Here is a 17,362-nt window from a genome sequence, read left to right on the forward strand (position 1 = left end):
CAAGCGCCATGCGGCAGTTGCTTTCCAGCATGCAAAAAAAATCCCGCCTTAAAGACGGGATTGGCATCAGGGTTGCCCTTGAATCAAGCTGGGAACAGTTCGCTCAGCTTCATCGCCAGCATCATGTCGCCTTCGGTGCGCAGCTTGCCGCCCATGAAGGCCTGCATGCCATCGGTCTCGCCGCTGACGATGCCTTCCAGGGTTTCGCTGTCCATCACCAGGGTGACCTGAGCGTCTGGGTTTTCGCCTTCCTGCAGTTCGCAGGTCTTGTCCTTGACGATCAGGGAGAAGTTCTTGGTGTCGTCGATACGGAAACCGAACACCAGGTCCAGGCCTTCGGCGGCGCTTGGGTTGAATTTGGCTTTCATTGCTTCTACAGCTTTGGCTACGTCAGTCATGGTTTCGATCCTTAAGGGTAGAGTCCAGTGACCTTGGGGTCACGGTTGGCCGCGGTTCATCGGAAGGTGATGAGCTGCGGCGCCTTCAACAGTTGCAAGTGGGTATGGCTGTTGAAGGAAGCCAGGGCCACCTCGCGGCCGCGGAATTTCAGCTGGTTGAGCGAGGTGTTTACAATTTGCCAGTTCAGTTCGAAGGCCTGGGCGGCGGGCATTCGGGTGATCAGATGGAGTAGGGCGGTGATGGTGCCGCCGGAGGTGAACACCGCAATTTTGTGCGAGTTGCTCGCCGCGTCCAGGATGCGTTGCAGGCCGCCTTGCACCCGTTCGATGAACCCCAGCCAGCTCTCCAGCCCCGGCGGGTCGTAGGTGCCGGCCAGCCAGCGCTCGATGATCAGGGCGAAGATGCGTTGGAATTCACTGCGGTTCTGCGCGGCATTGCGCAGGATGTCCAAGGCTTCGGGCTCGCTGGTCAGCAGGTCGGGGAGCAGGGCGCGGATGATGGCGTCGGCGTCGAACTCGTTGAAGGCGCTGTCGGTTTCCAGGGCTGGTATCGGCAGGCCGAGCGCGCTGTACTGGTCGAAGGCGGCCGTCGCGGTGTGCTGCTGGCGGCGCAGGTCGCCGGCGATGCAGCGGTCGAACACCAGGCCCATGTCCGCCAGGTGGCGACCGAGTACTTGCGCTTGTTCCACGCCGATGGGCGACAGCACGTCGTAGTCGTCTGCACCGAAAGAGGCCTGGCCATGTCGAATCAAATAGATGCTGCCCACGTCCGTCACCCGGTACGTTGAAAGTCTGGCGAGGTTATGAGGATGCCGGGGAGCTGTCAATGAAAAAACATACGCTTGTTTTAAAAGCTCCTTAGAGTCCGCTCAAGGGCCCCGCCGTGCGGGGCCGGTGCACTTCAGCGCAGGCGTTGATCGACCCCGCCGGTCAACCATTGGCTTTGGTCATGGCCGCCACCGCGCAGCAGGCCCAGGTTGAATTGTTCATCGCGCTGGCGCTGTGGATCAGCGCTGTCGGTGAATTGCGCGTACAAGGCCTTGCTCAGCTGCTCGGGGGAGGTGGAGACATTCAGCGAGAAGTCCGTACGGGTGTCACGGCCCCGCACATCGTGGGTAGTGACGTTCGCGCCACCCAGCGTCACGCCGCCATCACTGGAACGGATGCGAGCCCCGGTCAGCTCGACCTCGCCGCCCACCTGCAGGGCCACGCCGTCGCGGCCGCTGATGCCGGACGCCTGGGCGACTGTGTCATTGCTCAACCGGGTGACATCTACCAGCAGCGTCGGGGTGGTGCTGCGATGGGCCGGGTTCTGGAACAACAGATTTTTCAACGCGGAGCCGCTATCGGCAGCACCGCTTGCGGGACTGCCCGAGGGCGCGGCGGCGGTTCTGCCGGTCAGCTTGTCCTTGAGCGTACGCGCCTTGTCGGCGGTTTTTTCATAGAGATTTTTGCTGCCGCTCTTGAGCTTGCCGGCCAGGGGGCCGCTGGCCACGCTGAGTTTATCCACGGTGCCGGCCGGGTTCTTCTCGGTGGTCAATTGCGTATCCACCTGCACTTTCAAACCGGTTACCTGGTCTTGCCGGCTCTGCACGATCAGGTCGCCGCCGACAGTGCCGCTGACGTCGTGCGCCGTGACCACAGCGCCCAGCAGCCGCGTATCGCCCCGGCTGTCGAGTTGAATGCGATCGGCCTGCAGGCGCGTATTGGTGTGGGTCTGGCTATTGAGTGTATCGACCCCACCCTTGGCCCGGGCGAACAGCCCGGCGCCGTTGCTGGCTGCGTCCGAACCGCGGCTGCCGCTGAGCCCCAGGCCACCGGCGATGGAGCGGTTGTTGCGCTGTTCGTGGGTCAGCGCGGACTCCAGCAACAGCTGGCCTTGCGTCGCGGCCAGCTCGAATGCCCGCGCCTGGCCCTGGACGCCTTGCAGTCGCACGCTGCCGGCCTGCAGGCGCACGCGCCCGGAGCTGTCGAGGGAGCCGCTGCGCTGCACGGTGCTGCGTTCATTGACATCGGCCAGGCTGAACTGGGCACCGGCACTGCCGCTTTTGCTGTTGGCCGTGTCACTGCGAGAGCCTTTGACGCTGGCGCGACCGCCGCCGCCGAGGCTGTTGCCGTCGGCCGTGTGGGTATCGATGCCGGCCAGGAACTCAAGGCGGTTGCCGGCCGAGAGGTTAACGTCGCCGCCGTCCGCCGCGCCGACTTGCGTACCGTGCAAGGTCAAGTCCTGCCCGGCGCTGATCTCGGTCAGCCCTGCGGCGACCAGGCTGGCTGCGCGGCCCTGGGAGTCCTCTACGGTCAGCTCGGCCTTATCCAACTGCCCGCCGGCGTTGGCTTTTTTACTGCTGGCGGGGCTGCTGCCCACTTCGAGCCAACCGAAACCGCTCAAGGTGCCTTCGCCGGAGCGCTGCCAGTTACGGGCTTCATCAAAGGTCAGCGAGCCCGGCGTGTGCACCTTCAGGTCACCCAGCCCGGCGTTGAAACGGGTGCCCTCATAGCGCCCGTCGCTGCCCAATTGCACGCTGATGCCGTGTGTCGCTTCAAGGCTGCCTGGCACTGCGGTGCCGGTGGCGCCCGCCAGATCAAAACTGCCGCCCACACCGAGGATTCGCCCGTTGATGTCTCGGCCAGTGGTGGTGTAGAGCCGCAGTGAAACATCGGCGTCGGTGCCGGTGTCCCGTTGCCAGGTGCGGTTTTCGGCGGCCGTGAACGCGTGGCTGTCGGCGTTGATCGAGACGCTGCCGGCGTTCGCCACATAGCGAGTGCCGGTGTCCACCAGCGCCCCGTCGACCTGCACCTTCACCGAGGCACCTTCGAGCGTCGTAACCACCGCCGTGCTGACGCCTTTTTCGGCGCCGGTTTCCAGCGCATTGAACGCCAGGTCGACGCCCAGGTTGGGTGGGTCAAGCGCATCCAGCACCGAGGGCTGGTAGAACTTGCTCTGATCCACCCCGTCGACGACTTTCTGCACCGGCCGTGTGACGTCTTTGTATTCCACATTGCCGCCGATGCTGGCGGTCCAGCGGCTGACCTGCTCGGTTTCGACCGTGCTGTCGGACACCGCGCGGTTCTCCACGCTGCCGGCGCTGATTGTCAGGTCCTGGCCGGCTTTGAGCTGCGCCGCTTCGGTGACAACCTGCCCGGCGACAAGCGTGAGGTCGCCCGCGCTGTCCAATTGGCTTGTCTTGACGGTATTGGTGGTCTGGGTTTGCACCCCTTGCTCCTTGCCGACTGTGTAACCGCCGCCCGCACGGTCCATGCCACCGGTGGTGTAATAGCCAAGGGCAAAATTGTCGTTTTCATGGGTCTGCGTGGTCTGGTCGGCGGCGCTGAGCAACTCAATGGATGAGGCGCTCAGGTTCAAGTCGCCGTGGGTTGCGCTGACGTCAGAGGCCGTGACGCGCAGCTTATCGCCTGCGGTAAGGTCCACCGTGCCGCCTTTGAGTTGACTGCCCTCATGGGACAGCCGCTCCAGGGTGGTGGTGTTCTGCTGTTGAGTGTAATTGACGCCCGCCTGGAACTGATTGGAGTCCTTGATGCCGGGTGCTTGCTGTTTGGTCTCGCTGGTGGAGGGGGAAAAACCATTGCGCACGGTCTGGGTGACGGTGGTCTCGCGCTGGGTGGCTGCCAGCACATTGATATCTGCGGCGGCGCTCAACGCCAGTTCGGCCTTTGCCTGGACATCGGAGCCGATCACGTTCAGGTCTTTGGCGCTTTGCAGGCGTAGGTTGCTGTGCGATTGCACCTGGCTGCGCACCTGAGTACTGGTGTCTTTTCGCTCGCCGGTGTGATCCTTGAACAAGCCGAACAGTTTGCTGTCGGTATTGGATTTGTCCGAGCTCACCCGGCTCTCGGCACCGTCAATCGTCAAGGCGCCGCTGTTGCTGACCAGCAGCGCATCGCGTTGGCCGAGCACCTGGCTGCCGCTGATCAGCACATCCTCGGACTGCACGCGCAGCGTACCTTGGGCGCCGACGCGGCTGCCGACCGCTGTGTCCTGCGAGAGGTTGTCCTTGTTTTTATTGCCGAAGAACGCGCCGGAGACCAGGTCGCCTTCGTAGTTCTGCTCAATGCGCTTGCGGGCGGCCCGTGTTACGCCGATGTTGACCTGTTTCCCGGCCTCGATGGTCAGGTCGCGCCGGCTCTGCACCTGGCTGCCGAGCACGGCAAGGTTTTTGCCACTGCTGAGGGTCATCGCGCCGCCGCTCGAGAGGCTGCTGCCGCGCGCGGTCTCGGTGCCGCGGGTGGTGTCGTAGTCGCCGCGCCACAGGCCTTTGCGGTGCTTGAGCGTTTCGCGTGTGGTCTCAGCGTCGTTCAGTGCGGTCAGGCGCAGGTCCCGGCCGGCCGTGGCGCGCAAGGTGCCGCCGGCGGTCGCGGTGGAGGCGGCCAGCTGCAGGTCTGCGCCGGCCTTGAGCGTCAGGTCGGTGCGCGCCTTGAGGTGGGTGCCGAATTGCTCGACGCGGGTTTTCAGGGTCGTTTTGTCGTAGGTTTCGTGGGTGACGAACAGCACCTTCTTTTTCCAGGACTCACGTTTCTCGTCCCGGCTAGTGCGGGTTTTGGCGTCAAGCCGCAGGGTGCCCCCGGCGCTCGCATCGATGGCGCGGCCCTGCACGTCTACCGCCGACAGGTTCAGGTCATCCCGAGCCTGCAGCGCAATATCGCCGGAGGTGCTGCTGACCCGCATACGCAGGGGGTCGGGAATGCCGGAGATTTCCAGATTGCCGGCTGAGGTGACCTTGATATCGCCGCGTGCCGTCAACGGCGCGGCGATCCTGACCCCGGCGCCTTCGGCAGTACTGACCAGCGTGATACGCCCGCCTTGCATGGCGCCCAGCAGTTGCGCATCCACCGGGCGCGTGTTGGCCCGGCGGCTGCTTTCAAGGCTGCTGTCGCTGTAGCGCAGGCGGTTCTGTCCGAGGACCAGGTTGAGGTCGTCTCGTGCGCTGACAGGCCCGGTGGTGTCGATGCGCGGGGCAATCAGGTCGATAGCGCCGGTGCTGTTGTGCACACCTCGCTCGCCGACGTTCAGCGCGTTGACGCTATCGAACGTGGTGAGGCGCTTGAGCGCACCGTTCTCGAACTCCGGGCGTCCCACCACAAAGCTGGCGCGCGGTGTATTGATGAAGCTGGCGCCATTGACGTGGATGCCATTGGGGTTGGCCAGGACGTAGTCGGCGGGGCGGCCGAACACTTCCTGTGCGCCATTGATGCGGGAGGCGTTGCGGCTGACCACTTCATTCAGAATCAAGCGTGCCTCGTGCCCGCGCAACTGTGGGTTGGCCGACAGCCGCCCGGCCAGTTGCGACTGGCCCGCGGTCAATGCGTTGTTCAGCACCAAGCCTGCACGCTGGACGTTGTAGTCGACAAATTTGTTGTGGGAGACCCCGGCCGCGTTGGGCGCGACGATGTTCACCACCGGCACGCCCTGTGCGGTGACAAGCTGCGCATTGCCGGCCACCGGTAGCACGTCGGCGGCGAAGGTTTGTTGCCCTGAGTGAAGGGTGATCAGGCTGCAGATTGCCCAGCGCAGGGTCTGGGAGGGTTTGAGGTGAACGCGGGGAAATCGAGAATGACGGCTCATGGTGTGGTCTTCTTGTTGTTGTGAAAGGGTCATTTCAGAGGCAGGCTCAACTCCATCAGCCAGAAGCCTCGCGCCTTGGCTGGCAACGCCGGCCCGAACAGGGCGCGCTGGTAATCCAGGTCCAGCTGCCAGTCGCGCCGGGACAGCGCCATGCCAAGGCTGGCGCCGCCCACGCGCTGGATGTCGGCGCCGTTTACGTACTGGCTCCAGCCCAGGTCGACGCCCAATCGGGGGCTGATATGCCATTGCTCGGCAAGCGGGCGTGGCAGGCTGAGGGTATTGCGCCACACCGCACCGTTGGCGGCGGCCAGTGTGCTCAGGCGAAAGCCGCGCACCGCGTAATGGTCGGTGACCAGCAGCTGCTCCAGGCCCGGCAGCGGGTCGGGGCTGTATTGCAGCGTCAATTGGCTGCTCCATAACCGCTCGACACGCTGGCTTTGACGCGTGTAGTCGATGTCGAGGCGGTACTTGCGAAACTGCGCGCGCGGCAGGCCCGGGGATGGGTGCTGGCTGTCCCGGTCGGCGCCCAGCCCACGAAGGCCCTGGGCGTAGCTGAGTGTGCCGTTCCAGATGCCGTCGGAGATCCTCAGCAGGTTGAGGCTGGCTTCGGCCACCGTGAGGCTTGGGCTCTGAATCGCCAGGAAGGTGTCGGCAATATAGCTGCGTGAACGTTTGGTACTCAGGCGCAGGTTGCCGTTCAGCAGGGTGCGCTGGTCGCGCCACAACAGGCGGTTGAGGCCCACGCCATACTGATTGACCTGACCGTTGGCCCTGATGGTCTGACTGGGCAGTTCGATGCCGTACCGGTAGTGCGCCTGGCTGGCAGTCAGGGCCAGGGTCCAGTACCCGTAGGGCAGCGAATAGTAGATGCCCTCGGAGCGGCTGTAACGGGTGCTGCCGGCCAGGGAGGTGCTGGCGCTGAGGTTGATGAAATCATTCAGGCCCAGCGGGCTGTCGTAGGCGAGGTTGAACACGCCCGTGTGCCGCCCGGTGGTGTCGGCGCCCCGGTTGTTGTACCGCGCAATGCTGCTCAGGCGCGATGCAACGCTGCGCGGATGCACCCGCAGATGGGAGCCGCCGGGCTCGGTGCCGGGCAATACCTGCACCGTCAGGTCGAGTGAGCGCAGGCGGTTCAACTGGTCGAGGCCCTGCTCCAGGTCGCGCAGTTGCAGCGGTTGGCCCAGCATCCCGGGAAACGCACCGCGCAGCGACACGGGCAGGCTCGGGTCGGCCAGCTCGATGCTCTCGACAAAGCCTTGTTCGATGACGATATCCAAGGGTTGGCCATCTTCGGGCGCCTGCCGCAAGTACGGCCGGCTGGCGATAAAGCCCGCGTCGACATACAGCGCGGTCAATGCCGCGAGCAGTTGGTTTATCTGCGTAGCGCTCATGCAGGCGGTGAGGTGTGACTGCAGCAGGCTGCGCACGCGCGCAGGGTCCAACAGGGAATTGCCCGTCAGGATCAGCCCGCTCGTGTGCCAGCAGGGCTCGTCGGTGACGGGCGACGGTGCGCAGGGGCTTGCCGGCGCCGGTGGTTCGCGTTCGAGCTGGCGCAAGCGTTGCTCGCGTTCCAGATGTTCACGGGTTCGGCGTTCGAATTCCTGTGTGCGCAGCTCAACCGGGTTGGCCTGCACGGTAGCGGCCAGACCGGGCGTGGCGGCACTCGACGCAATGGACAGGGCCGTGAGCAGGCAGGCGCGAATATCGAGCGGGAAGGGACGCATGAGCAGAGGTCCTGTCGAATGCTTTCAACGCGAAGTTTAAAGTCGTTTTCCCCTGTAAATGCTGAGTTGTACGTCTGAAAATTGTGTGGGAATCGAACTACTCAAGTAGGACCCTGTCGTTTTTTTTGTAGGTTTCTGACCGAGTGAACAGCGTTAGACACAGCGACGCCAATCCCCGTAGACTGCGGCTTTCGAGCCTCATAGGTGTCTTATGGAGTTTCTTGCCGAGTACGCAAGTTTTCTAGCTAAAACCGTCACCCTGGTGGTCGCCATTCTGGTGGTGCTGATCAGCTTCGCGGCGCTGCGCAGCAAAGGTCGGCGCAAGTCCGCCGGCCAATTGCAGGTCAGCAAACTCAACGATTTCTACAAAGGCCTGCGCGAACGTCTGGAGTCGAGCCTGCTCGACAAGGACCAGCTCAAGGCCCTGCGCAAATCCGAGGGCAAGGCTGAGAAAAAGAAGGGCAAGCAAAAAGCCGAAGCTAAACCACGCGTGTTCGTGCTGGATTTCGACGGTGACATCAAGGCTTCGGCCACCGAGAGCCTGCGCCATGAAATCACTGCACTCCTGAGCCTGGCCACGCCCAAGGACGAAGTGGTGCTACGCCTGGAAAGCGGCGGCGGTATGGTGCACAGCTATGGCCTGGCCTCGTCGCAACTGGCGCGTATCCGCCAGGCCGGCGTGCCGTTGACGGTGTGCATCGACAAGGTGGCGGCCAGCGGCGGCTACATGATGGCGTGCATCGGCGAGAAGATCATCAGCGCCCCGTTTGCCATCCTCGGCTCCATTGGCGTGGTGGCGCAGTTGCCCAACGTCAATCGCCTGCTCAAGAAGCACGATATCGACTTTGAAGTCCTCACCGCTGGTGAATACAAGCGCACCTTGACGGTGTTTGGCGAAAACACCGAGAAGGGCCGGGAGAAGTTCCAGGAGGATCTGGACATTACCCATCAACTGTTCAAGAACTTTGTCTCGCGTTATCGCCCGCAACTGGCCATCGACGAAGTGGCGACCGGCGAGGTGTGGCTGGGTGTGGCTGCGTTGGATAAACAGCTGGTTGATGAACTGCAGACCAGCGATGAATACCTGGCGACGAAGGCGAAGACGGCCGAGGTGTTTCATTTGCACTATGCCGAGCGCAAGAGTTTGCAGGAGCGCGTGGGGTTGGCGGCGAGCGGGTCGGTGGATCGAGTGTTGTTGACGTGGTGGAGTCGGTTGACTCAGCAGCGCTTTTGGTAAATCTGGATTCAGAATGCAGTGTGATTGTGGGCGTAGGTTTGTGCACACATCTTAAGGCTGATAAATAACTGTGTGGTGAGCGGGCTTGCTGTGGTGAGCGATCGGGGGCAAGCCCCTCCCACCTGGTTTATGTGCCAGGTACAGGTTTTGTAATGGTTTTGTGTTGTGGGAAAGTCGCGTTTCGAATGTAGGATTTAAGTCCTTTTCTGATCACAGGACTTGCATGAATACCCTCTCGGAGCCCCCCAGTCGTCTCTCCCCAAGGCGCTTGTTGCTGCCGTTCCCGCTGAAACATCCCGTTTTTCGATTGCTAACCTTGTCCCGGTCTTCTGACCGCGTCTTGCCGTGTCCGGCATTCTGAATTCAACCAGGGGACTTCATAAATGGAATGGTTAGCGGATCCAACGGCCTGGCTCGGCTTGTTGACCTTGATTGTGCTGGAACTGGTGCTGGGTATCGACAACCTGGTGTTTATCGCGATCCTGGCGGATAAGCTCCCGCCCGAGCAGCGCGACCGTGCGCGGTTGATCGGTTTGTCTCTGGCGTTGCTGATGCGCCTGGGCCTGCTTGCGAGTATTTCCTGGTTGGTAACGCTCACCCAGCCGCTGTTTGAGGTCTTTGACAAGACGTTCTCGGGGCGCGATCTGATCATGCTGTTCGGCGGTGTGTTCCTGCTGTTCAAGGCGACCATGGAATTGCATGAGCGTCTGGAGGGCCATGTGGCACAGCGTTCGGGCAATGCGGCTTATGCGCTGTTCTGGCCGATCGTGGCGCAGATCGTGGTGCTCGATGCGGTGTTTTCCCTGGATGCGGTGATTACCGCCGTGGGCATGGTGGACGAGCTGGCGGTGATGATGATCGCCGTGATCATTTCCATCGGCCTGATGATTGTCGCGAGCAAACCGTTGACGCGCTTCGTGAATGCCCACCCCACGGTGATCATGCTGTGTCTGGGCTTTCTGATGATGATCGGCTTCGCCCTGACCGCCGAAGGCCTGGGCTTTCATATTCCGAAGGGCTACCTGTATGCGGCCATCGGCTTCTCGATTCTGATCGAAGTGTTCAACCAGATTGCCCGCGCCCGTCGCAGGAAATCGGCGCAGGGCGTGCTACCGGTGCGTGAGCGCACCGCCCATGCGGTCATGCGCCTGTTGGGCGGCCGCAGCCTGGCGGTGGAAGAGGTCGGTGAAGAGGTTGCCGATCTGCTGGGCGAACCGGACGCGGCGCAAGGTCCGCTGTTCCACCGACGCGAGCGGGTCATGATCAGCGGCGTACTGCAATTGGCCGAGCGACCGATCCGCACGCTGATGACACCGCGGGCCAAGGTCGACTTCATCGATCTGTCGGACGATCGCGACACTATTCGCCTGAAACTGATGCATTCGTCCTATTCCCGGCTGCCGTTGATCCGTAACGGTGCCATTGATGAGCCATTAGGCTTTGTGCACAAGAAGGAACTGCTCAAGGAATGCCTGGCTGGTAACGAGCCGAACCTTGAGCACCTGGCGCGCCGGGCGATCAATCTGTTGGAGAGTTTTTCGATCCTCAATGCATTGGAGCAGATGCGCCAGGAGTCGACCCACATCGCGTTTGTGATCAACGAATTCGGTGATTTTATCGGCGTATTGAGCATGACCGACATTCTTGAGTCCATCGCAGGCGAACTGCCGGATGCCAGCGAAATTGAAGGCCCGGACATTGTTGAAGAAGGCGCGGGCTTTCGCGTCAACGGCGCGCTGAATCTGCAGCACGTGCGCCAACGCATCGGCTTCAACGCCATCGCTACCCAGGATTACCAGACCTTGGCGGGATTGGTGATGAGCCTGCTCGACCGTCTGCCCGTGGTGGGCGACCGGCTGGAGCATGAGGGTTGGCGTTTGACGGTGGTCGCGGTAGAAGAGCGGCGGGTGACGCAAGTGGTTTTGCAACCTTGCGACGTGAATAATGTTTGAAGGTGCTGCGCACGACACGGAGTTGCTTGGTCTCGGGCCCGAAGCCCTTGAGTTTCTCCATCAAGGTGCCGCGCATATAAATCAGTAACGTCGGGGTACCCGTCACGTCAGGGTGCCTCGGCGTCTTCGCGCAATCCACCACCAGGCTGCGCACGCGCGGGTACTGTCGGGCAATTCGGTCAAACAGCGGCCCGGCCGTTACGCAGGCTGGGCAATGCTCAGAGACAAACAAAATGAATACCGGACGCTTGGTGTTCAAGATCCGTTGATATTCCTGGGCGTTGGCAATCGTTGCGGTGGCATACCCCATGGCGTGAACCTCCTGGATAGAGCTGGTTTTCACCAACGCTAAGCCGGGCCCGCGCCTGCGTCTACTGTCAACCTTTACAGGTCAGCCTCCCGTTCCGCGCGTTCGCGCGCCTTGCGCGCCTGGTTCGCGCACTTGCGGTATTCCTCATTGTCGCGAGACGCCTTGGCGCGGCGATAGTCGTGATGGTTCTGGCTGCTGTAATTGGCATCGAAGGACTCCTTGAGCCTCGCCAACTCCTCCTTGCACGCGCGACGGTCCTCGCTGCCCAGTGCATGCCCGGCAAACATCGCAAAAACCACTAACCCGACAACACTCGTCTTCATCATCGCCCCCGCACCCCGCCTTCAAAAAAACCAAAACAACACGCCGCGCCTGACCCTGAAAGCCTAGCTCCCCCTCTCGATATTTCCACGCTGCCACCGCCCCCAATTGAGGCGTTATCACCCAACCTGTGGCCGCAGGTAGCACCTTAGCAGCCGATACTGGCTCTTAGCCGTATTTCATCAAAAGCCTATCTCACTGATCTAAAAGGTATTTCCCACCAGCATATTTTTCCGCGTCTACGTATGGCACACTTTCTGCTGTCTATTCCGTTGTTACAAACTAAGTTCCGGTATAGCGGAATACACAACCCCTGGAGTGCTTGTCATGCATCACCGACCTTCCGTGTTCAAAGCGTGTGTTTTTCTCTTCGCCGCATCGGCTTCCCTCGCCAGCGTTGCGCAGGCGGCGGGCAGCAAGCTCGATGATGTGCTCAAACGTGGGCATCTGATCGTGGGTACAGGCAGTACCAATGCGCCGTGGCACTTCCAGGGAGCGGATGGCAAGTTGCAAGGGTTCGATATCGATATCGGCCGCATCGTGGCCAAGGGGCTGTTCAACGACCCAAGCAAGGTCGAGTTCGTGGTGCAGTCGTCCGACGCGCGGATTCCCAACCTGCTGACCGACAAGGTCGACATGAGCTGCCAGTTCATCACCGTCACCGCCAGCCGCGCGCAGCAGGTGGCGTTTACCTTGCCTTACTACCGCGAAGGCGTGGGCCTGCTGCTGCCGAACAACAGCAAGTACAAGGAAATCGACGACCTGCAGGCCGCGGGCGATGGCGTGACCGTGGCCGTGCTGCAGAACGTGTACGCCGAAGAGTTGGTGCACCAGGCGCTGCCCAAGGCCAAGGTCGATCAATACGACAGCGTTGACCTGATGTACCAGGCCGTGAACTCCGGCCGCGCCGATGCCGCCGCCACTGACCAGTCCTCGGTCAAATACCTGATGGTGCAGAACCCCGGCCGCTACCGCAGCCCGGCCTACGCCTGGAGCCCGCAGACCTACGCCTGCGCGGTCAAGCGCGGCGATCAGGACTGGCTGAACTTCGTCAACACGGCGCTGCATGAAGCCATGACCGGCGTGGAGTTCCCCACCTACAAAGCGTCCTTCAAGCAATGGTTTGGCGTGGACCTGCCGGAGCCGGCGATTGGCTTCCCTGTCGAGTTCAAGTGACGTGTAAAAACCGGGGCGCCAACACTGGCGCCCCTCTCAGGTAGCGTTGACCATGAATTATCAGTTGAATTTTGCCGCCGTCTGGCGCGATTTCGACACCTTGCTGGCGGGGCTCGGGTTGGGTCTGCAACTGGCATTGCTGTCGATCGCCATCGGCTGCGTGATCGGCCTGCTGATGGCGTTTGCCATGCTGTCCAGGCACCGCGCCTTGCGCATACTGGCGTCGGTGTACGTGACGGTGGTGCGTAATACGCCGATTTTGGTGTTGATCCTGTTGATCTACTTTGCCTTGCCCAGCCTGGGCATTCGTCTGGACAAGATTCCTTCGTTCATCATCACCTTGTCGCTTTACGCCGGGGCGTACCTGACCGAAGTGTTCCGCGCCGGGCTGTTGAATATTCCCAAGGGGCTGCGCGAAGCCGGCCTGGCCATCGGCCTGGGCGAGTGGCGCATTCGGGCCTATATCACCGTGCCGGTGATGCTGCGCAATGTGCTGCCGGCGCTGTCGAACAACTTTATCTCGCTGTTCAAGGACACCTCCCTGGCCGCTGCGATCGCCGTGCCGGAACTGACCTATTACGCCCGCAAGATCAACGTCGAAAGCTACCGGGTGATTGAAACCTGGCTGGTCACGACCGCGCTCTACGTGGCCGCCTGTTACCTCATTGCCCTGTTGCTCCGCTACCTGGAACAACGTCTGGCGATCCGTCGTTAAGGAGGGTTCCCCATGTACGAATCTCCCAGCTGGTTGCATGCGTTGTGGATCGCCCGGGACACGCTTTGGGCGGGGTTTCAGGCCAGTGTCTATGTGTCGGCGCTGGCTATTATCTTTGGCACGCTGATCGGTATCGTCGCCGGGTTGATCCTGACCTACGGCAGGTTCTGGATGCGTGCACCGTTTCGCCTGTATGTCGACCTGATCCGTGGCACCCCGGTGTTTGTGCTGGTGCTGGCGTGCTTCTACATGCTGCCGGCGCTCGGCTGGCAGATCAGCGCATTCCAGGCCGGTGCGGTCGGGCTTACGTTGTTCTGCGGCTCCCACGTGTCGGAAATCGTGCGCGGCGCATTGCAAGCCATTCCCCGTGGGCAACTCGAAGCGAGCAAGGCGATCGGTCTGACGTTCCGGCAGTCGCTCGGCTACGTGCTGTTGCCGCAGGCGTTGCGTCAGATCCTGCCGACCTGGGTCAATTCCTCCACGGAGATCGTCAAAGCCTCGACCTTGCTGTCGGTAATCGGCGTGGCCGAATTGCTGCTCAGCACCCAACAAGTGATCGCACGCACCTTCATGACCCTGGAGTTCTACCTGTTCGCCGGGTTTCTGTTCTTTGTCATCAACTACGCCATCGAGTTATTCGGGCGCTACATTGAAAAGCGGGTGGCCTTGCCATGAACCAATCTCACACAACCGAACCGCTGCTGAACATTCGCGGCCTGCGCAAACAGTACGGCGAGGTCGAAGTGCTCAAGGGCGTCGACCTGTCGATGCAGCGCGGCAATGTGGTGACGCTGATCGGCTCCAGCGGCTCAGGCAAGACCACACTGCTGCGTTGCGTCAATTTGCTGGAAGAGTTCCAGGGCGGCCAGATCACCCTGGACGGCGAGTCGATTGGCTACAGCGACGTCGGTGGCAAACGCGTGCGTCACCCGGAGCGCGTGATCGCTCAGCATCGGGCGATGACGGGCATGGCGTTTCAGCAGTTCAACCTGTTTCCGCATTTGAGCGCGTTGCAGAACGTCACCCTGGGCTTACTGAAAGTTAAGAAAATGCCTAAGGACCAGGCGGTAGCGCTCGCGGAAAAATGGCTTGAGCGCGTAGGACTTCTAGAGCGGCGCAATCACTTTCCCGGCCAATTGTCCGGTGGTCAGCAACAGCGCGTGGCAATTGCCCGCGCCATTGCGATGAACCCCAGCCTGATGCTGTTCGATGAAGTGACCTCGGCGTTGGACCCGGAACTGGTCGGCGAAGTGCTCAGTGTGATCAAGGGCCTTGCCGAAGAGGGCATGACCATGTTGCTGGTCACCCATGAAATGCGTTTCGCCTATGAAGTGTCCGACCAGATCGTATTTATGAACCAGGGGCGTATTGAGGAGCAGGGTTCGTCGAAGGATATCTTCGAACGTCCGCAATCGCCGCGCCTGGCGGAATTTTTGAAGAACATTCGTTTTTAATCAGGAGCACATCGTTATGAGCATCACTCGTTACGGAGCCGGCAGTACTGCCGGCGGTGGCCAGCCTCGTCCTTTCGCGCGTGCCGTGGAGGCGGATGGCTGGTTATACGTGTCAGGCCAGGTGCCGGCAGTGGACGGCGAAATCATTACCGGCGGCATTGTCGAGCAAACCCACCAGACCTTGCGCAATGTAGTAGCGATTCTGGAAGAAGCCGGCTACGAATTGAAAGACGTGGTCCGGGTCGGCGTATGGCTGGAAGACCCACGGGACTTCTGGAGTTTCAACAAAGTCTTCGGCGAATATTTCACCCCTGAACACGCCCCTGCGCGGGCTTGCGTGCAAGCCAGCATGATGGTCGATTGCAAGGTCGAGATCGATTGCGTGGCCTACAAGAAAAAAGGCTAAATGCTTCGACTTCCATACAGAACCCATGTGGGAGGGAGTGGCTCCCCCCACATTCGACCGGACCGAAAACCACCATGACCGAAGACACCATCAAACGCCGCGCCAAAGGCCTGGACCGCGCGTTCGATATTCTCGATTTTCTCAAGGAAATCGGCCAACCGCTGCGCCCGAACGATATCGCCAGCGGCATCGGCAGCCCCAAGTCCACGGTCTATGAACTGGTCGCCTCGCTGCTGGAGCGGCGCATCCTGGAAACGGTGGGCAAGGACGGTCACGTCTACCTGGGCCGCCAACTGTACTTTCTCGGTCAGGCGCACCTGCGCCATTTCGACCTGACCCGCGAGGCCGACCATGCCTTGCAGGAGATCGTCAGCCAGACCCACGAGACCGCCCAGATGTGCCTGCTCAACGGGCGCAAATACACCGTGGCGCTGATGCGCGAAGGTGAGCGGCATTTCCGTATTTCCTCGGACATCGGCGAAAACGCGCCCATCCCCTGGACTGCCTCCGGGCGTCTGCTGCTGGGGCACTTGAGCGATCAGCAGATCGTCGACCTGATCGACCCCGACGACTTCATCCTGCCGGACGGCCAGCGCCTGCCGCTGGAGACTTTCCTGGCGCAGATTCGTCAAGCCAGCCTCGACGGCTTCTTCTCGTTCGACAGCGTGGCCGACACCTTCACCCACTGTTTCGCCGCCCCGGTGCGGGATGCCCAAGGGGTGAGCATCGCGACTTTGTGCATCGTCGCGCCACGGGCCGACGCCCTCAACAACTACAACGACTATCGCCGGGTGCTGATCGAAAGCGCCAACCATCTGGCCCGTCGCATCAACGAATAGGAACCTCTTATGCCTGCCCTCAATGCCGTTGAAAAAGGCGCCGCCGCGGTCGGTGCCCATCTGGTCCGCGACGTCAGCATGCCGGCCCTGGTGCTGCACCGTGACGCCCTGGAACACAACATTCGCTGGATGCAGACGTTTGTCCGCAACAGCGGCGCCGAGCTGGCGCCCCATGGCAAGACCAGCATGATGCCGGCGCTGTTCAAACGGCAGATCGAGCAGGGCGCGTGGGGCATTACCCTGGCCACCGCGGTGCAGACCCGTGCTGCTTATGCCGGTGGCGTGCGCCGCGTATTGATGGCCAACCAGTTGGTGGGCGCGCCGAACATGGCGTTGATTGCTGAGCTGTTGGCCGACCAGGATTTCGAGTTCCATTGCATGGTCGACCATCCGGACAACGTCGCCGACCTGGGGCGGTTTTTTGCCGCCCGTGGCCTACGCCTGAACGTGATGATCGAGTATGGCGTGCTCGGCGGACGTTGCGGGTGCCGCAGCGAGCAGGACGTGCGCGACCTGGCCAAGGCGATCAAGGCGCAGCCGGCCCTGGCACTGACGGGGATCGAAGGCTACGAAGGGGTGATCCACGGCGAACACGCCATCCGCGGTATTCGCGATTTTGCCGCGAGCCTGGTGCGCCTGGCGATGGAACTGCAGGACAGCGGCGCTTTCGATCTGGCCAAGCCCATCGTCACCGCTTCGGGGTCGGCCTGGTACGACCTGATCGCCGAGTCGTTCGAAGCCCAGAACGCCGCCGGGCGTTTTCTCAGCGTACTGCGCCCCGGCAGCTACGTGGCCCACGACCACGGTATCTACAAAGACGCGCAGTGCTGCGTGCTCGACCGCCGCAGCGACCTCAGCGAAGGCCTGCGCCCGGCCCTGGAAGTCTGGGCCCACGTGCAATCGCTGCCCGAGCCGGGGTTTGCAGTCATCGCCCTGGGCAAGCGCGACGTGGCCTACGACGCCGGCCTGCCAATGCCGCTCAAGCGCTACAAGGCCGGTGTCCTGCCGGCCGAAGGCGATGATGTGAGCGCCTGCGTCGTCACCGCCGTGATGGATCAGCACGCCTTTATGACCGTGGCGCCGGGCGTGGAGCTGCGCATCGGCGACATCATTTCCTTCGGCACCTCGCACCCGTGCCTGACCTTCGACAAATGGCAAGTCGGCTGCCTGGTGGATGAGCAATTGCAAGTGATCGAATCCCTGCACACCTGCTTCTAAACCGCGCCGCCCCTATCTGGGGCAAGCCCCC

General features: G+C 61.8%; 14 protein-coding genes and 1 pseudogene. 9 read left to right on the forward strand and 6 right to left on the reverse strand.

All coding sequences use genetic code 11. The features are described 5' to 3' along the window. Nucleotides 1-83: 83 nt before the first annotated feature. From G7025_RS04395 to G7025_RS04410, 4 genes are all read right to left on the reverse strand, one after another. Complete coding sequence (locus G7025_RS04395) at nt 84-398, reverse strand: SCP2 sterol-binding domain-containing protein (protein ID WP_181076866.1); 315 nt, start codon at nt 396-398, stop codon at nt 84-86. Between the two features lie 56 nt (nt 399-454). Beyond that, nucleotides 455-1,165 (reverse strand): histidine phosphatase family protein, encoded by a 711-nt coding sequence (locus tag G7025_RS04400; RefSeq protein ID WP_181076867.1) that lies wholly within the window; start codon nt 1,163-1,165, stop codon nt 455-457. Between the two features lie 134 nt (nt 1,166-1,299). Beyond that, nucleotides 1,300-5,979: a hemagglutinin repeat-containing protein gene (locus G7025_RS04405; RefSeq protein WP_181076869.1), complete on the reverse strand. Its 4,680-nt coding sequence runs from the start codon at nt 5,977-5,979 to the stop codon at nt 1,300-1,302. A 29-nt stretch (nt 5,980-6,008) separates the two neighbouring features. Further along, a complete protein-coding gene (locus tag G7025_RS04410; protein WP_181076870.1) occupies nt 6,009-7,703 on the reverse strand; it encodes a ShlB/FhaC/HecB family hemolysin secretion/activation protein in 1,695 nt (564 codons plus the stop codon). Nucleotides 7,704-7,914: 211 nt separating this feature from the next. Between G7025_RS04410 and sohB the strand changes: the two genes are divergently transcribed. Together sohB and G7025_RS04420 are read left to right on the forward strand one after the other, a co-directional pair. Further along, nucleotides 7,915-8,940, forward strand: coding sequence for a protease SohB (gene sohB, locus G7025_RS04415; protein ID WP_181076871.1), 1,026 nt, complete (start codon nt 7,915-7,917; stop codon nt 8,938-8,940). 383 nt (nt 8,941-9,323) lie between these two features. Then, nucleotides 9,324-10,892, forward strand: coding sequence for a TerC family protein (locus tag G7025_RS04420; protein ID WP_181076872.1), 1,569 nt, complete (start codon nt 9,324-9,326; stop codon nt 10,890-10,892). 43 nt (nt 10,893-10,935) lie between these two features. Here G7025_RS04420 and G7025_RS04425 read toward each other — a convergent pair. Then, nucleotides 10,936-11,202: pseudogene (locus tag G7025_RS04425) on the reverse strand (thioredoxin family protein); the annotation flags it as partial. Nucleotides 11,203-11,276: 74 nt separating this feature from the next. Beyond that, complete coding sequence (locus tag G7025_RS04430; protein ID WP_181076968.1) at nt 11,277-11,525, reverse strand: hypothetical protein; 249 nt, start codon at nt 11,523-11,525, stop codon at nt 11,277-11,279. Between the two features lie 325 nt (nt 11,526-11,850). On the opposite strand from G7025_RS04430, the gene G7025_RS04435 reads away from it, so the two are divergent. The 7 genes from G7025_RS04435 to G7025_RS04465 all read left to right on the forward strand — a co-directional run bounded on the left by G7025_RS04435 (nt 11,851) and on the right by G7025_RS04465 (nt 17,331). Beyond that, complete coding sequence (locus G7025_RS04435; protein WP_040268561.1) at nt 11,851-12,699, forward strand: transporter substrate-binding domain-containing protein; 849 nt, start codon at nt 11,851-11,853, stop codon at nt 12,697-12,699. A gap of 52 nt (nt 12,700-12,751) precedes the next feature. After that, nucleotides 12,752-13,414: an amino acid ABC transporter permease gene (locus tag G7025_RS04440; protein WP_034098333.1), complete on the forward strand. Its 663-nt coding sequence runs from the start codon at nt 12,752-12,754 to the stop codon at nt 13,412-13,414. Between the two features lie 12 nt (nt 13,415-13,426). After that, nucleotides 13,427-14,089, forward strand: a complete 663-nt coding sequence (locus G7025_RS04445) for an amino acid ABC transporter permease (protein WP_181076873.1) — start codon at nt 13,427-13,429, stop codon at nt 14,087-14,089. Further along, nucleotides 14,086-14,868 carry an amino acid ABC transporter ATP-binding protein gene (locus G7025_RS04450; protein ID WP_181076874.1) on the forward strand — a complete coding sequence of 261 codons (783 nt, stop codon included), beginning with the start codon at nt 14,086-14,088 and terminating at the stop codon, nt 14,866-14,868. Before G7025_RS04445 ends, G7025_RS04450 begins: the two co-directional genes overlap by 4 nt. A gap of 16 nt (nt 14,869-14,884) precedes the next feature. Beyond that, entirely contained in the window at nt 14,885-15,274 is a 390-nt protein-coding gene (locus G7025_RS04455) for a RidA family protein (RefSeq protein WP_181076876.1), read from the forward strand. Nucleotides 15,275-15,348: 74 nt separating this feature from the next. Beyond that, a complete protein-coding gene (locus G7025_RS04460) occupies nt 15,349-16,113 on the forward strand; it encodes an IclR family transcriptional regulator (RefSeq protein WP_181076877.1) in 765 nt (254 codons plus the stop codon). Nucleotides 16,114-16,122: 9 nt separating this feature from the next. Further along, nucleotides 16,123-17,331 carry an amino acid deaminase gene (locus G7025_RS04465; RefSeq protein ID WP_181076878.1) on the forward strand — a complete coding sequence of 403 codons (1,209 nt, stop codon included), beginning with the start codon at nt 16,123-16,125 and terminating at the stop codon, nt 17,329-17,331. Nucleotides 17,332-17,362 lie beyond the last annotated feature (31 nt).

It is taken from the genome of Pseudomonas lurida (assembly GCF_013522705.1).
Taxonomy (GTDB): Bacteria; Pseudomonadota; Gammaproteobacteria; order Pseudomonadales; family Pseudomonadaceae; genus Aquipseudomonas; species Aquipseudomonas quebecensis.